Raw genomic sequence first — 15564 nt, 5'->3', positions numbered from 1 at the left:
GACCGGCTCACGCGCATCCTCGCACCTAGCGGACCGTCGCCGCACATGGATGTGCGGCGCCGAGCCGCATGGACACTCTTTCGGCGTTGTCTCGGGAGAGGCCTTCGAGGCGCGGCCGCCGCCCACCGCGACACCCACACGGCCAAAGTGAGACACGCCCCGGCGCCGAACGCTAGTCGGCTCGCAGCGCCACGATCGGATTGATGGCGGTAGCACGAAGCGCCGGCCCGAGACAGCCGAGCACGCCGCCGCCGACGAGCGCGAGCGCAACCCCCGCGAGCATGAGCGGATCGGCGGGCGCCGTCTCGAACAGGAGCCCGCGCCGGACACCTCTCCGGGATAGCTCGCGGTCAGGTAGGCTTCCGGCGTGCCTTCGAAGTCCTCGGCTGCGAAATAGGTGAAGCCTTGCTCGCGCAGGCGGCGCAGCAGGGCGTGGAGCAATGATCGATGCTGCGGCTCCCAATGCATTTCCTGCAGGATGACCGCACGATGCCGCGTCGCGGCTTCGACTATCGTCTCCACGGCATCGCGAAATTCGAGGCCGCCCGTATCTTCGCAAACCACAGCGCTCGGAATTCGGCCTTCACGCTGAAGCTCGGCGACGAGATCCAGGCGTCCGGTCATCGCATAAGCGAACGCTTGGTATTGAGAAAAGGCGGACGTCGGCGAGCCGCGAAAGCGATCGGCCGTTCCTACCGCTTCGAGCCAGTTCTCGGCGCGAATCGCGCGGATCAGGGTCTGCGTTGCCGAGACCTCTTCGGCTTGCGAGAGCGGCTCGGTCCATCGTTGGGCCGAGACCGGATCGCAGAGAACCAGGAGCGCCGAAATCGACAGGAAGTGAATGGTGCGAGCCGCACTCCCGGGTCTTCCCTGGGCTTCGCGCATCAGGGTCTCTCCGTTTAGGCGCTGCTTCCTACAGATATAGCAGGATCTACTATATCCGTATGCCACCTGCAAACCTGCCCGCTCGCGGCGAAGACGACGGGATGCGCCGAGTTGCGCTTCGGCGGTTCGCGCCTGTTCTTGTTTTCGGATGCAGCAAGAACGAAGACGGCAAGATTTACGTCGGCGCGAAGGGTAGAGTGCTCGTCAACCGATCGCCCGAGACGTCGGACGTCGAGTGGACTCGAACTCGGCTCGCTATTCCGCCGTGAGATTTCCTGAGGTCGCCATGTATCTTTCACGCAGCTCGATGACGCCGTTGGACTTCGGAGGCCTGCGCATCTTCGACTACACTGCAGGCCGCACCGAAAGCTCCTCCGTCGCGCTGATCGAAGTGCCGCCCGGCGTTCGGCACCCGCAAGCATGGTCCCGCCGATCGGACAAATACTACGTCGTCGCGGCCGGGCAGATTACTTTCGTTCTGGACGGAACCGCGCACGTGATGCGCGCCGGCGATTTCTGCCTCGTGAAACGCGGCCGACGGTTCAGCTATGCCAACGAGGGTGACGGTCTCGCGACGCTCTTGCTCGTTCACACGCCGAGCTTCGAATTGACCGAAGAGGTGTTCGTCGAGGACTGAGCAGCATCGCACCGGCTCTTCGCGCCGACGGCCGGGGCGCTCTGCTTCGGCGCGCGCGTCCGGAACCGAATACCCGTCAGGAGCGCGCAAAGGTTCGCCGCGACGGAGGCCGCGAACATCGTGAAGGCCATGGGCCGCAGCGTGCCGTCGAAGAAGAATCCGGAGATCGCGCCGAACACGGACGCCATCGAAAACATCAAGGTCGTGTAGAGCGACGAGGCGCTGCCCGCGAGCGCGCCGAAGTGCCGGATGTATTGCGAGGAGCCGGCCGGGCCTGCGAGCCCGAAGCTGCCGACAATCACGGCGACCGAGACGACGACGACCCAGATCGAATGCGCGCCTAGCGCGACGGCGAGCGCGAGAAACAGCGCCGCGCCGAGCTGAACGGCGAGCCCGAGGCGGAACTGCCCGGGCGCCTTCGCCTGCGTGAGGTAGCGCATGTTGTAGAGCTGCGTCGCGACCATGCCGACGACGCCGATGCCGAAGTAGAACGGAAAGGCCGTCTCCGAGACGCCGAAGTACTGGATGTAGGCGAACGACGCGTTCGTGAGAAACGTCATGAAGCAGCTTGCGCCGAACGCCATCGCGATCGCGTAGACGATCGGCCGCCGGCCGCCGTCGTCCTTCTGCTTGAGGACGTGCGCGCATTGCTTGAGCGTGCGCAGCACCGAGAGCTGGCTCCAGCGGCCGGGCCGCGTCTCGGGGACCGCGACGAGGTAGTAGGTGCCGAGGGCGCCGGCATACGCGGCCTTGAAGAAGAAGATCGACGGCCAGCCGAAGCGCAGCAGCGCCGCGCCGAGCGACGGCGCGATGACGGGCGAAGCGAGCATCGTGAGCAGCACCATCGCCATGCGCTTGCCGAGCTCTTCGACGGGATAGACGTCGCGGACGATCGCCATGCAGATCACGGTCGAGAAGCCGCCGCCGATCGCCTGCACGAGCCGCAGCCACTCAACTTGCTCGGCGCTCGTGGAGAGGCCGATCGCGATCGACGCGGCCGCGAAAACGCCGAGGCCGATGAGCCCGATGCGCTTGCGGCCGATCTGGTCCGAGAACGAGCCGCCGAAGAACTGGCCGAGCCCGTAGCCGACGAGGTACAGGCTGATCGTGTTGTTCATGGCCACGATGCCGACCCCGAAGCTCTGGGCCATGGCGGGCATGGCGGGCAGATACGCGTCGAGCGAAAGCGCTCCGAGCGCGATCAGCGCGCCAATGAACACGATCAGATGGCGCGGCAGCTTCTGTGCCGGCGCGGCCGTCGCCACCGGTGGCCACCGAGCGGCTGTCACTGACCGAGGGCGGGAATGTGTGCTGTGCATTGAAGACACCTTATCGTGACGGTACGACGCACGTCATCTTCGAGCCCGAGGACTTTATCGCGCCTCGGCAACGTGCGCGAGATTCTCTACGCGTTGTTCGCGGTGACGCTGCTCGTGCTCTTCGTCGCGTGCGCCACCGCGGCGTGCCTCGTATCGATACGGCTCGAGCAACGGCAGGCCGAGCTCGCAGTGCGACGCACGTTGGGCGCCACTCACGGACGCATCGCGGTCGACGTGGCCGTCGAGCTGTCGTTGCTCGCCGCGCTCGCGACGGCCGCTGGTGTTCTGCTCGCGCGGTTTTTCGTCGCGATCGCCCGCCCGCTTGCGGCCGGCAGCCTGCCGCGCGCAGAAGACATCGCGATCGACGGCGCGACGCTGACGTTCGCGGCGGTCGCGGCCGTCGCGAGCATCCTGCTCGCGGGCGTTTCGCCTTTGGTGCGCGCCCTGCGCGGAGGCCCGCTGCAGAGCCTGCGCGGCGAGATGAGTCGCGAGGTGCGGGGAAGCCGGCGCATTGCGGCTCTTCCGGCAATCGGCATCGGCTTGTCGGCGGTCGCAGTCGTCACGGCATTGGCGCTCGTCATGAGCTTGATCGAGCTCGGTCGCGTCGAGCCGGGGTTCCGGGCCGAGAACATCGCCGCGTTCGTCGATGCGCCGCCCGGATTCATGCGCACGCTCGAGCAAGCCGTCGAGCGCGCCCGCCCGCTGCGCCCCATCAGCCGCAGCTTCCCGAATACCCGCAGAAGGTGGCGGCGCTCGCTTACCCGTATGCGATCAACTACATTTGTCTACGCGATGACGCACTGAGCGTCGGTGGCCGGGACTCGAGGACGCCTGCTGCGCAAGGAGAACCAGATGCCGCTTCAAGTCATCGGCGCAGGCCTCGGCCGGACGGGCACGATGTCGCTCAAGCTCGCGCTCGAGCAGCTCGGCTTTCGCGCTTGCTATCACATGTCCGAGATCATCGTGGAGCCGCGGCGCTGCGCCGACTGGATCGCCGCGGCCGAAGGTCGCGCCGATTGGGACCGCGTCTTCGAGGGCTACGCCGCGACGGTCGACTACCCGAGCTGCCGATTCTGGCGCGAGCTCGCCGAGTTCTATCCGAGCGCCAAAGTCGTACTCTCCGTGCGCGATCCGCACGACTGGTTCGAGTCGACCCAGGCCACGATCTTCTCGCCCACCATGCGCCGGCACATAGAGAATTCGCCGCTGGCGAGCTTCTTCGACGCCGTCGTTTGGCCGAGTCTCGACGGCCGGCTCGACGACCGCGACTTCATGGTCGAGGCGTTCGAGCGCCACGTGGACGAGGTCAAGCGAACGATCGCGCCCGAACGCCTGCTCGTCTACGAAGTCAAGCAGGGCTGGGAGCCGCTCTGCGAGTTTCTCGCGCTCGACGTGCCGGACGCGCCGTTCCCGCGCACGAACTCGCGCGACGAGCTCAGGGCCATGATCGGCGCGGGGCCCGGCGAGAACGACGTTCGCGCGCCCGACTTCGACGAGATCGCGGCAGCCGTCAAGCAGCGGCTGCGCGGAGGCCCGGAGGGAGGCTGATTCCTCCCGCCCTGGCGCCGATCGGTCCGAACAGACCTTTGTCTCGCCACGGGCTTACCGCTAGGATTCCGTGGTCCTCTTCGAGGAATGCACGATGAAAAGAACCCGCGCACGTGTCGCGGTACCGCCGCGCGGCTGCCGCGCATTCGTCGTCGCGCTGCTGCTCGCCGCTGGGCCGTGCTTCACGCCGAGCGCCTCCGGGCAGCCGTCCTCCGGCGCAGACGGCACCGAGCTGCTGACGATCGACCACTACGTCCGGCACGTGTCGACGGCACCGGCCCTCGAGAGCGAGATCGCGCAGCTGTACGTCCGCGAGCGCGTGGCCGCCGGCGTGCTCGCGCGCACCGCCGGCTTCGGCGAGCGCGTCGTGCTGTTCGTGCACGGCGCCGGCACGCCGGCCGAGGTCGCGTTCGACGTGCCGCACGAGGACTACAGCTGGATGGCGTACCTCGCCGCGGCCGGCTACGACGTGTTCTCGATGGACATGACGGGCTACGGCCGCTCGACGCGCCCCCTCGCGATGAACGATCCGTGCAACCTCGCGCCGGAAGCGCAGCGGGCGTTGATCCCGCGCACGCTCGACGCCGAGTGCGAGCCGAGCCGTTCGCGTTCGCTCACGACGATCGCTTCCGACTGGGACGACATCGACGCGGTCGTCGAGTATCTGCGCGCGCTGCGCGGCGTCGAGCGCATCAGCCTCATCGGCTGGTCGCAGGGCGGGCCCCGCGCGGGCGGCTACGCCGCTCGCCATCCCGAGAAGGTCGCGAGGATCGTGCTGCTGGCGCCGGCGTACACCGCGAATTCGCCAGCGGATCCTCCGACCTGGGTGGCCGCCGGCGCGGGCCTCGACGCGGCCGCGGCGGGCGGCGCCGCTCGGGCCGCGGGTCGGGCAGCGAGCGAGCCGGCCACCGACGTCTCCGCGTCCGCGCGTCCCGCGGACGCGCCCGCCGTGATGACCTCGCAGTCGCAGGCCGACTTCGTCGCGAACTGGGACCGTCAGGTCGGCTGCGCCGACCAGTACGACCCGGCGGTCGCGGCGGCCGTCTGGTCGGAGATGCTCGCGTCCGACCCGGTCGGAGCGACCTGGGGACCCGGTGTGCGGCGGGCGCCGCGCGTGCCGGTGTGGGGCTGGAACCGCGACGTCGTGAGCCGCACGCAGACGCCGATGCTGTTGGTCGCCGGCGTGCACGACGGACAGGTCAACCCGGATCGCGTGCGCCTGCTCTACGAGCACCTCGGCTCGCCGAGCAAGGTGCTTCTCGACCTCGGCTGCGCGTCGCACAACGCGATGTGGGAGCGCGTGCACGGGCTACTCTTCCGCGCGTCGCTCGAGTGGCTCGACCGCGGAACCGTCGACGGCATGGAACGGGGCGTCGTGCGGCTCGGCTACGAGTGAGGACGCTCGCCGCGCGTCCACGAAAGCCTCGCCGCGGGCAGCGCGAGGGAACCGCTCGATGCCTGCAGGCTAGAAGCGCAGCACCTTCGCGTAGCTCACGAGCGGCAAAGCTCGAAGCTCCGCGAGGAGCGTCTCCGGCACCGGCATGAGCGGTCGAAGCCGGTCAGCGTGCTTCCAGGCCGACGCCCGCGCCGACTTCCTCTTCCGCGTCGGGCGAGTCGTCGACGGGACCGCCTTCCAGAACACCGGGACTCGAGGCGTCCCGAGACGCGGCCCTCGCGATCAGGGCGAGCTGCCGCTTGTCCAGCCAGCTCACGATCGCGCTCAGCTGCGCGAGGTCGTTCTTCACTTTGTGAGCCGGCATCTCGCAAATGCCGAGGCCCTGGTCGGCGGCGTGCACGAAATTCTGGCTGTCCCGTAGAGCCGCGATCATCGGAATCCTCAAGCTCGTCAGAAAGCGCATGAGCATGGAGAAGCTCTTCGTTCGCTCCCGGACGCGGTTCGCGACGATCGCGAGTCGCCGCTCGTTTCGATCCACCCGTGCATCGAGTAGCAGCTCGGCGATGAATCGCGTGCCGGCGTGAACATCGATCGCGGAAGGCTGAATCGGCAGCAGGATGCTGTCGGCCACGTACGTATAGGCGTGGAGCCGCTCGTAGGAGATCGCCGCCGGGAGGTCGATGATCATGACGCTCGAGTCGGGATGCCCCTTCAGGGTCAGCAGCGCCGACGCGTAGACGCCTTCATCGTAGCCTCGCATGCCGTGGATGACCGGGCGGTCGGCCGGACGCTTCTCGAGCCAGCGGAGACCGAAGCCCTGAGGGTCGCAATCGACGAGCGTCGGCGCGGCGCCGCGCAGCGCGTAGTAGCTGGCCAGGTTGGTCGCGAGCGTCGTTTTGCCGCTACCGCCCTTCGGATTGAGTACGACGACCCTGTGCAGACTGGTGGGACCCGTTGCGCTGCTCATCGTTCGTCCGACCTCCCACGTCGAGGCAACCCATCGATTGCCGCCGGCACGAAGACGCGCTCTTGTAGTCGAGAATACTCCGAGCACGCTCTAGATACAACATCTAGTAGCAACGCGCGCGTGGGACGCTAAATATCGATGCGGGCGATCACACGAAGGCGGGGTTCCACGGCCCGTGGAACCGCGCGGACCCCACGGGACGGCCGGCTCCCGTGTTTCCTCTGCCGCCGCTCAGCGGCCCTTGCGAGGCCGGATTCGCATGCCGCGTCTCGCGCAGCGGAGTGAACCGATCGTCGCCGAGCGATTACCTTCGGCCAGAGAGAGTTCGCTGAACGGACCGCTACGTCAAGGCAGGCGTGGCGTCCGCGGACGGCAAGCGGTGCTCCGCGCGCAGCAGCCGCTCGATGGCCTCGGCGGCGGCGTCCGCGCCGCCCTCGCCTCGCACGACGGCCGCAATCGCCTCCGCCCGCGCGCGATAGGTCCCGTCGAGCAGCCGCTCGAGCTCTCGGGCCACGCGCTCCGCGCGGTACTGCCTGGGCGGCAGCTTTCGTGCGACGCCCAAGCGGCACACGCGCAAGGCGTTGTCGGGCTGATCGTGGCTGTGCGGCACGACCAGCATCGGCCGGCCGCTTCGCAGCGCCTGCCCCGTCGTGCCCACGCCGCCGTGATGAACGATCGCGCTGGCCCGTCGGGGCCGTTGTAGAACGAGAAGCCCGTAACGGCGACGTTGGACGGCCAGTCCGGTTGCGGCTCGGCGAGCACCTTGGAGAACAAGGCGAGCGTGAGCAGCGGCGAGAACAGCCCCTCGAACAGCGGATGGCGCCCGGGGGGCAAGCCGAGATCGGCCCGCAGCCTCTGCACGGGGAGCGTCCAGCCACGCGTCGCGCGCCGGCTCAAGTTCACGATCGCGCGCGCCACGGAGGGGCCGAGCTTGTTCGCGTGCACGAGCCACGGGGCGTTCGGAAATGCCGGCAGGTCGGTGACGGAGAAGAACAGCATGGGAGCGAGCACCGTGGACACCCACGGCAGCCCTTCGCGCTCCGCGAGCACCGGCGCGGCGTAGGTGACCGGGTGGCTGACCAGCAAGTCTGCGCCCCGCGCCGCGCTCCGGAGCTCGTCGTAGGCCTTCCGAAGGTGCGGCAGCATGAGCTCGCGCACGATGAACTCGCTGCCCCTCGACGGGTGCATCGCGCGCCCCGCAGTGACGGGCACGCGTCCTGCCGCAGAAGTCCGGCTTGCCACCGAACCGCGACAACTTCGACCGCGTCTACCCCCGAGTGCGTGCCATGCGCTACTCGGCATAGACGAAGCGGTCGAACGCGGTGAACCGCTCCCGCGCCGTCGAAGCCCGCACATGAGACTCGTCCTTGTAGAGCGGTCGCCCGGTCTCGTCCGCTACCTGGCAGACGAACGCGTCGCACAGATAGTCCTTCGGGTCGATGACTTGCGCTCCCACGCGGGCGGCGATGTCCGCGAGCCGCGCGTCGATGGCGGCCGTGGCGGCGGCCACTTCCTTCCTCGGCACGGGAGCGCCGATGTGCACTTCGAAATTCAAGCCGACCCGCTTCACCATGCTGCGCGGATCGAATGGCTTGCCGCGCGGTGAGGAGAGCACGAGATACACGCGTTTGCCGGGGGCGACGAGGTCGGCAAGGGCCGCTTCGAAACGCTGCAATGCACGGCGCCCGGCGGGCCCGTGCAAGTCCAGCAGACGGCGATCAGGATCGCCGACCGCGTAATAGTCGTCGCGTGCGATGAACCCCGGCCACGACGCGGCGAAAATTACGATCTCGACCTCCGGATGTCGCGCCGTCGCGAACGCATGCTCCACGAAGGCGTTGCACTCGTGTCCGATTCGTTCGAGGCCGGGCACGGGCGCACAGCCGCCCTCGGTGTCGAAGATAAGCGTCCGAAGCGGCGCTCGATGCTGCCGCGCGAGCTTGTCGATGCGCGGCAGATACTGCTGCATGTGACTATCGCCGACGAAGAGCACGGCGCGCTCCGTATCACCGACGATCGTCCGGTTTCCCCGAAACGCCCAATCGTCATAGGCGGCCGCGATCTCGGGCAGGAATGGCACATGCGAGGAGCGCGATCCGGCGTGGCTGCCGTAGATCACTGCGCCGCAGACGGCGAGCGCGCCAACGCTCGAGGCGAGTCCGACGACGACGCTGCGCGGGAGCCGAAGGGGACGAAGATGCCTGATTCGGCGCTCGACGAGCGCATAGGTCGCCGACGCGAGCGCTACGGCCCCGGTCAATAACGCGATCCGGGTGGACGCCGGCGGCGCGCCGCCGTGCAGGACGCGCGCATAGACGAGCAACGGCCAATGCCACAGATAGAGCGGGTAGCTGATGAGGCCGACGAAGACGAAGACACGCGACGCGAGCACGCGACGCTGAAGCCAAGGCTCCGGTCCGGCGGCGATGAGGAGGGCCGTACCGCTAGTCGGCAGAAGGGCCCGTGCGCCCGGGAAGCCGTGGTTCTCTTCGATGAGCACGAGACCGGCCAAGAGGAGCGCGGCGCCGGCCGCCGCCGCCAAGCCCGGGAGCCATGCGGGGCGCCGCCGGCGGACGGCTGCGACCCAGGCAGGATCGTGCACGTCCGCATAGGCGATGATGCCGCCCAGCATGAGCTCCCAGAAGCGGCTCTGGGGCAAATAGAACGCGGCCGACGGCGCCCGGGCGACAGAATGCACGTTGATGGCAAAGGAGGCGACCGCGAGGCCGAGAATGAGCCAGAAGATGCGATGCTGCCGATCTCCACGGAAGAGAAAGAGCAGCAGCGGCCAGAGAAGGTAATACTGCTCCTCCACGCCGAGCGACCACAGGTGCAGCAGGGGCTTCAGCTCCGCGGCCGAGTCGAAATAGTCCCCGGACTGCGCCCACAGCAGTAAGTTCGAGGCGAAGCCCGCGCCGGCCGCGACCTGTATGCCGAGATCCTCGAATGCCATCGGCAGCAGAACCCACCAGCCGAACACGAGCGTCGCGAGCAGCACGAGCGCCAAAGCCGGAAAAATGCGCCGAATGCGCCGCTCGTAGAAGTTTGCGAACGTGAACGTGTGGTCCTCGAGCTGGCGCAAAATGATGCGCGAGATCAAGAAGCCCGAGATCACGAAGAAGATATCGACGCCGACGAAGCCGCCGGGCAGGGCCGCGGGGAATGCGTGGTACACGAGCACGGACGACACGGCGACTGCGCGAAGGCCGTCGATGTCGGGCCGATACTCCAAATGGCTGGGTCGCGGCGCGCTCATATCACTTTTATTGCGCTCTCCGAGCGCGGCTCGGCGCGGGAGAAATGCTTCTCCATTGCGCCTGATTCTGAAGCTGCAACGTCTCGAGCTCCAATAAGTGACGACACCTAGCTCGGCTCACGTCGACGCGGAGGCATAGGAAGAAAATTGCGGCCGCTCTGCGGACGGGTGCGCCGAATCGAGGCGTTATGTCGGGACGCGGCTAGCACGGCGTAGCCGGCCCGCACCCAGATGCAGCTGATCGTCGCGGTAAAGCGAAGGGATCGGCTTGCCGTGTAAAACAGCGAAACCGAGCCTACTCGTTGCACGGTATAGCGCAAACTGTTGCTAAACGCCGACCGCGTGATCGCGAAAGATCCGAGAATCAGCAGCAGCCCGTCGACCGCAAGCTTCCAGGACGGAGAAGGATCGAAGCCGCGGTCGAGCCGTGCGGCGGCGTCAACGTGCGACGACGCGAACGCGCGGCGGCGTCAACCCGTCTCTTGGAGCACCGCGAAGAATCGCCGCAGTCGCGCGGCATTCGTCCCGGCATCGCCGACGCCGACGCGCGAAACGGAGCGCGCGTCGATCTCCGAGCCGCCGTCCGCCGGACGGATCCGAATCACGATGTCGTCCTTGAAGCGAAACCAGAACGTCGTGTCGGTCGCCTCGATTCGCCCTTCCTCCGGCACGGCCGCGACGAGGTCCCAGCCGAGCTCGTCGACCGCGGCGCGCGCTCGCTTGAAAGCCTCCGCGGGCGGCACTGCGAGCGTGACGGTCGTGAGATCCGGATACGCTTCGCGCGTGAGAGCGGCGAGACGCTCGGGAGTCATGTTCTGAGAGCGGCCGTACTCGGCGGTGTTCGCCGCGCCGGCGCGCAGCGGAAGCACGGCTTCGAACTGCGGCGGATCCTCGGTATCGGTGGAGATGTCGTGGATCGGGGGGACGCTCTCGTCGGGGCGGTACGACTGCGGCACGGCGTAACCGACCCACGCAACGACCGCGCCGGCGAACGCGAGCGCGGCGAGCCTCGCGCCGTTCCCCGTGCCGAGCGCCCTTGCGAGGACGAGCAGCGCCACGCCGACCGCAGCGGCCGCGAGCGCGACCGCGTCGCCCCATGCGTTCGCGACATTGAAAAGGAGCTGGAAACCGGTCCGGAAATCCCACAGCCCGAGCCACACGCCGACCGGCGCCGCGAGCGCGACGGCACCGACGGCCACGCCGGCGATCAGCGCAAGCCAGGCCAGGGCCGCGAGCCACGGTGCTCGTTTCGCCGGCGTGCCGCGGGAAAGCGCCACGTTCACAGCGGTACCTCGAGTGTCTCCCGCTGCCGATCATAAGGAGCGGGCGCCGGCCTTTGAAGAGCCGGACGAGGGAGCGAACGTTCCCGAGCGCGCTTGCGGGCGGGCGCGAGACCGCGACGGCCGCGGTTGTGCGCCTCCCGCACGCGCCTTAGCATCCTGCCGCAACCGGGAACGAACGAGCGATCAGGCGGCCGAACGCGCCTGGCCTCGACGACCAACAGAGGGCCGACCATGCGCCGATCGCCAACCGTCGCCGCGCTCATTGCATTGCTCGGCGTGCTTTCCGCGGCTAGAGGCCAGGATGTCGACGTGCCCGAGCCGCTCGCGCCATGGCGCGACTGGGTCCTCTACGGCGAAGAGTTCCGCGACTGCCCCGTGCTCAACGGTCGCATGCCCGGCGAGACGGCGAGCCACATCTGCGCTTGGCCCGGCCCGCTGAGCCTCACCGTCGACACGGAAAGCGCGCGCTTCTCGCAAACGTGGACGCTCTATTCAGAGGAGTGGGTGCCGCTGCCGGGCGACGCGGAGCATTGGCCGAGCGGCGTCACGGTCGACGGCAGCGCTCGGCCCGTCGTCGCGCGCGACGGCCGGCCCGCCCTGCGGCTCCCCGCGGGCACCTATCGCATCGAGGGCGAGATCGGGTTCGCCGTGCGCCCGGCGTCGCTCGCGATTCCTCCCGAGACGGGGCTCGTGACCCTCACGCTCGACGGCGAGGAGGTCGCGCGGCCGGAGATCGACGGCGGTACGCTGTGGCTCGGCCTTCGCCCGGATGCGGAAGCCGAGGAAGACAGGCTCGACGTCATCGTCCATCGCCTCTTGAGCGACACGCTGCCGATGCGTCTCACGACGCGCATCGAGCTCGACATCGCCGGGCAGCGGCGCGAGCTCGCGCTCACCGGCGCGGCCGTCGCGGGCTTCGTCCCGGAGCACGTCGAGTCCGAGCTGCCCGTGCAATGGAACGCGGACGGCGTGCTGCGCGTGCAGATTCGGCCGGGCCGGTGGGAGATCACGTTGCGGGCGCGGGCGCCCGCGCCCGTCGAATCCGTGACGCGAGAGGCCGTCGTCGCGCCCTGGCCCCCGGACGAGATCTGGAGCTTCAGGCCCGAGCCGCGCTTGCGCGTCGCCGCGCTCGAAGGCGCGGAACCGGTCGACGCCGAGCGCAGCGGCGTGCCGCCCGAATGGCGCGATCTCGCGAGCTACCGCGTCGCCGCCGAGCAGCCGATCGCCGTCGTCGAGCGCAGCCGCACCGATGCGGCGCAGGCGAATCGGCTCGTCTTGCGGCGCGACCTGTGGCTCGACTTCGACGGCGGCGGCTTCACCGCCCGCGACCGGATCGACGGCCGAATGTGGAGCGAGTGGCGGCTCGACATGGCCGCGCCGTACACGATGACGATGGCGTCCGTCGACGACGAGCCCTTGCTCGTGACGCTCGGCACGGAGCCGGGGCTCCAGGGCGTCGAGCTTCGCTCGCAGGCGATCGACCTCACGGCGACGGCCCGCTTGCCGAACGCGGGACGGCTGCCGGTCACCGGCTATCGCTCCGCGTTCGACGACGTCACGACGACCGTGCACGTCCCGCCCGGCTACCGCGTGCTCGCGGCGCTCGGCGCCGATCGTGCGCCGACCGTATGGCTCGAGCGCTGGCGCCTTCTCGACGTTTTCCTCCTGCTGATCGTCGGCGCCGCGGCCTGGAGACTCTTCGGACCCGCCGCGGGGATCGTCGCGCTGCTCGCGCTCGTGATCGCGTTTCACGAGCCGAACGCGCCGCGGTGGACGTGGCTGAACCTGCTCGTCGCGATCGCGCTCGTGCGCGTCGCACCCTCGGAAGGCCGTCTCGGCTCCGCCGCGCGCTGGTATCGCCGGCTCAGCGTCGCGGCCGTCGTGCTGCTGCTGATTCCGTTCACGACCGTGCAGCTGCGCAACGCGCTGTATCCGCAGCTCGAGCGGACGAGGCTCGAGCGCGGCCTGACGACGGCCGAGGACATCGCCGCCGTCGGCGGCGACGCGTTGTCCCTGGCTCGAGAGCGGGCCGCGGCGGGATCGGCGGCCGCGCCGTCGGCGGTCGACGAGATAACCGTCACCGCCAGCCGCATCATCCGCGGCGAGCTCACGCGCTATCAGCCCGGCGCGCTCGTGCAGACCGGCCCCGGCCTTCCGGACTGGGCGTGGACCCGCCATACGCTCTCGTTCGGCGGCCCGGTCGACGCCGGGCAGACGTTTCGCCTCGTGACGATCGGCCCATGGCTCGTCGCGCTGTGGCGCGTCGCGAGCGTCGCTCTCGCGCTCGCGCTGCTGTGGCTCCTCTCCGGCCGACCGGGCCCGGTGCCGCGTCGATGGCTGCGCGGCACGTCGAGCGCGGCCTTGCTCGCCGTCGCCGCGCTCGCGCTGCCTTCGCCTTCTCCCGCGCAGATCGCGCCCGGCGAGTTCCCGGCGCCGGCGCTGCTCGAGGAGCTGAAGCAGCGGCTGACCGCGCCCGCGGCGTGCCGCCCGGCTTGCGCCGACGCGACGGCCGCGCGCGTCGCGGTCGTCGACGACGTGCTGACGGTCGAGCTCGATCTCGCGCTGCAAGCGCCCTCGGCCGTGCCCGTGCCGGGCGCGCCCGGCGGCTGGCGCCCGTTCGAGATCGCCGTCGACGGCGATCCCGTCGGCTCCCTCTACCGCGACCGCGGCCAAACCGCGTGGCTCTCCGCGCCGGCCGGCGTGCACCGCGTGACGCTCCGCGGTCCCGTGCCGCCCGGGAACGGCGTCACGCTGCCGTTCCCGCTGCGGCCGCGCCGCATCGCCGTGGACGCTCCCGACTGGAACGTCGCCGGCGTCGCCGACGGACGCCTGCTCTCCGGCGCGCTCGAGCTGACCCGCCAACCCGAAGACGGCGACGGCGACGAAGGCGAGCTCGGCGGCACGATCATCGCGCCGTACGTCGACGTCGAGCGGCGCCTCGTGTTCGATCTCGACTGGCGGGTCAGGACGACCGTCACGCGCGTCGCGCCGGAGTCCGGCGCCTTCACGCTTTCGGTCGCGCTGCTTCCGAACGAGGCCGTGCTGACACCGGGGATCGAAGCGGCCGGCGGCCGCGCGACGGTCGCTTTCGCCGACGGCGAGGACACGGTGGTTTGGGAATCGCGGCTGCCGACGGCGCAGACGTTGACGCTGACCGCGGCCGGCGCCGATGCGCCGTGGACCGAGCGGTGGCTCTTCGAGGTCGGGCCGATCTGGCACGCGGAGTACATGGGGCTGCCGTCGGCCGCACCTCTCGATCCGGACCCTTCGCTCTACACGCCGGAATACGACCCGCGGCCGGGCGAGACGCTGACCGTCGCGCTCCGGCGCCCCGAGCCCGCGAGCGGCGACACGATCGCGATCGACACCGTCAACTACGAGCGCGACGTGGGTGCGCGCGTCTCGAATTCCACGCTCGAGATCACGTATCGCACGACGCGCGGCGGCCAGCACGTGATCACGTTGCCGGAAGGCAGCGAGCTCGACAGCGTTTGGATCGACGGCGACCCGGTGCCGCTCGAGCTCGAAGGGCGCATGCTCGGCATCCCGGTCACGCCCGGCGAGCACGACGCCGAAATCGAATGGCGCGAGCCGACGGGCGTCGGCGTGTGGACGAGCGTGCCGGTCGTCGATCTCGGCGGCGGCGCGAGCAACATCGAGACGCGGCTCGATTTGCCGCAGGACCGGTGGGTGCTCCTCGCGCTCGGGCCGCGGCTCGGCCCGGCGATCCTTTACTGGCCGGAGCTCGTCGCGCTCGTGCTCGGCGCGCTCGTGCTGGGGCGGCTCGCGGCGAGCCCGCTGCGCACTCATGAATGGCTGCTGCTCGGCGTCGGTCTCTCCACGTTCGCGTGGCCGGTGCTCCTGCTCTTCGCGATCTGGGCGTTCGCGATGAGCGCGCGCGGCCGCGTGGAAGGCCCGCGCTCGCGCGGCCGCTTCAACGCGATGCAGGTCGCGCTCGGCGTGCTCACCGTCGCCGCCCTCGTCGCGCTCGTCGGCGCTATTCCGGTAGGCCTGCTCGGCGCGCCGGACATGCACATCGTGTCGCCGGTTGCGGGCGGGCTCAGCTGGTTCGTCGACCGCACGGCCGGGCTCACGCCGGACGCCGGCGCCCTCTCCGTGTCGCAGTGGTTCTACAAAGCGGCGATGCTCGCGTGGGCGCTGTGGCTCAGCTTCGCGTTGCTGCGCTGGCTGCCTTGGGCGTGGCGGAGCTTCGCGCACGGCGGGCTTTGGGCCCGCAAAGCCGCGCAGTAGCTTTCGAGCGTAAGGGCATCGC

12 protein-coding genes and 1 pseudogene are annotated in these 15564 nt (G+C 69.4%); 8 read left to right on the top strand and 5 right to left on the bottom strand.

Going from position 1 to position 15564, the window contains the following annotated elements:
• Positions 1–447 precede the first annotated feature (447 nt).
• Together VF329_06265 and VF329_06260 are read left to right on the top strand one after the other, a co-directional pair.
• The gene (locus tag VF329_06265; protein HEX7080599.1) at positions 448–903 is read left to right on the top strand and encodes a hypothetical protein; all 456 of its coding nucleotides are present in this window, start codon (positions 448–450) and stop codon (positions 901–903) included.
• 268 nt (positions 904–1171) lie between these two features.
• Positions 1172–1522 (top strand): cupin domain-containing protein, encoded by a 351-nt coding sequence (locus VF329_06260; protein ID HEX7080598.1) that lies wholly within the window; start codon positions 1172–1174, stop codon positions 1520–1522.
• Here the strand turns inward: VF329_06260 and VF329_06255 are convergent.
• Positions 1474–2841: a multidrug effflux MFS transporter gene (locus VF329_06255; protein HEX7080597.1), complete on the bottom strand. Its 1368-nt coding sequence runs from the start codon at positions 2839–2841 to the stop codon at positions 1474–1476. The two genes, VF329_06260 and VF329_06255, sit on opposite strands and share 49 nt — an antisense overlap.
• Between VF329_06255 and VF329_06250 the strand changes: the two are divergent.
• The 4 genes and pseudogenes from VF329_06250 to VF329_06235 all read left to right on the top strand — a co-directional run bounded on the left by VF329_06250 (position 2784) and on the right by VF329_06235 (position 5785).
• Positions 2784–2903, top strand: a pseudogene (locus tag VF329_06250) (transposase). The gene VF329_06255 and the pseudogene VF329_06250 sit on opposite strands and share 58 nt — an antisense overlap.
• Positions 2857–3645 (top strand): FtsX-like permease family protein, encoded by a 789-nt coding sequence (locus tag VF329_06245; protein HEX7080596.1) that lies wholly within the window; start codon positions 2857–2859, stop codon positions 3643–3645. Before VF329_06250 ends, VF329_06245 begins: the two are co-directional and overlap by 47 nt.
• A 48-nt stretch (positions 3646–3693) precedes the next feature.
• On the top strand, positions 3694–4389 hold the full coding sequence (locus VF329_06240; GenBank protein ID HEX7080595.1) for a sulfotransferase: 696 nt from the start codon (positions 3694–3696) through the stop codon (positions 4387–4389).
• A 94-nt stretch (positions 4390–4483) separates the two neighbouring features.
• Positions 4484–5785 carry an alpha/beta hydrolase gene (locus VF329_06235; protein HEX7080594.1) on the top strand — a complete coding sequence of 434 codons (1302 nt, stop codon included), beginning with the start codon at positions 4484–4486 and terminating at the stop codon, positions 5783–5785.
• A 163-nt stretch (positions 5786–5948) separates the two neighbouring features.
• On the opposite strand, the gene VF329_06230 is transcribed toward VF329_06235, so the two are convergent.
• Entirely contained in the window at positions 5949–6752 is an 804-nt protein-coding gene (locus VF329_06230) for a ParA family protein (GenBank protein HEX7080593.1), read from the bottom strand.
• A 340-nt stretch (positions 6753–7092) separates the two neighbouring features.
• Positions 7093–7491, bottom strand: coding sequence for a nucleotide disphospho-sugar-binding domain-containing protein (locus tag VF329_06225; protein HEX7080592.1), 399 nt, complete (start codon positions 7489–7491; stop codon positions 7093–7095).
• A gap of 42 nt (positions 7492–7533) precedes the next feature.
• Between VF329_06225 and VF329_06220 the strand changes: the two genes are divergently transcribed.
• Complete coding sequence (locus tag VF329_06220) at positions 7534–7815, top strand: hypothetical protein (protein ID HEX7080591.1); 282 nt, start codon at positions 7534–7536, stop codon at positions 7813–7815.
• A 228-nt stretch (positions 7816–8043) separates the two neighbouring features.
• On the opposite strand, the gene VF329_06215 is transcribed toward VF329_06220, so the two are convergent.
• Together VF329_06215 and VF329_06210 are read right to left on the bottom strand one after the other, a co-directional pair.
• On the bottom strand, positions 8044–10008 hold the full coding sequence (locus VF329_06215; GenBank protein ID HEX7080590.1) for an acyltransferase family protein: 1965 nt from the start codon (positions 10006–10008) through the stop codon (positions 8044–8046).
• Positions 10009–10478: 470 nt separating this feature from the next.
• Positions 10479–11291: a DUF1499 domain-containing protein gene (locus tag VF329_06210; protein HEX7080589.1), complete on the bottom strand. Its 813-nt coding sequence runs from the start codon at positions 11289–11291 to the stop codon at positions 10479–10481.
• 231 nt (positions 11292–11522) lie between these two features.
• Here VF329_06210 and VF329_06205 point away from each other — a divergent pair, with 231 nt between their 5' ends.
• The gene (locus tag VF329_06205; protein ID HEX7080588.1) at positions 11523–15542 is read left to right on the top strand and encodes a hypothetical protein; all 4020 of its coding nucleotides are present in this window, start codon (positions 11523–11525) and stop codon (positions 15540–15542) included.
• Positions 15543–15564 lie beyond the last annotated feature (22 nt).

Source organism: Gammaproteobacteria bacterium, from assembly GCA_036381015.1.
Lineage (GTDB): Bacteria > Pseudomonadota > Gammaproteobacteria > Steroidobacterales > Rariloculaceae > ZC4RG20.
Note: the sequence above shows the minus strand (reverse complement) of the source record. Positions and strands in the feature narration are given on the sequence as shown.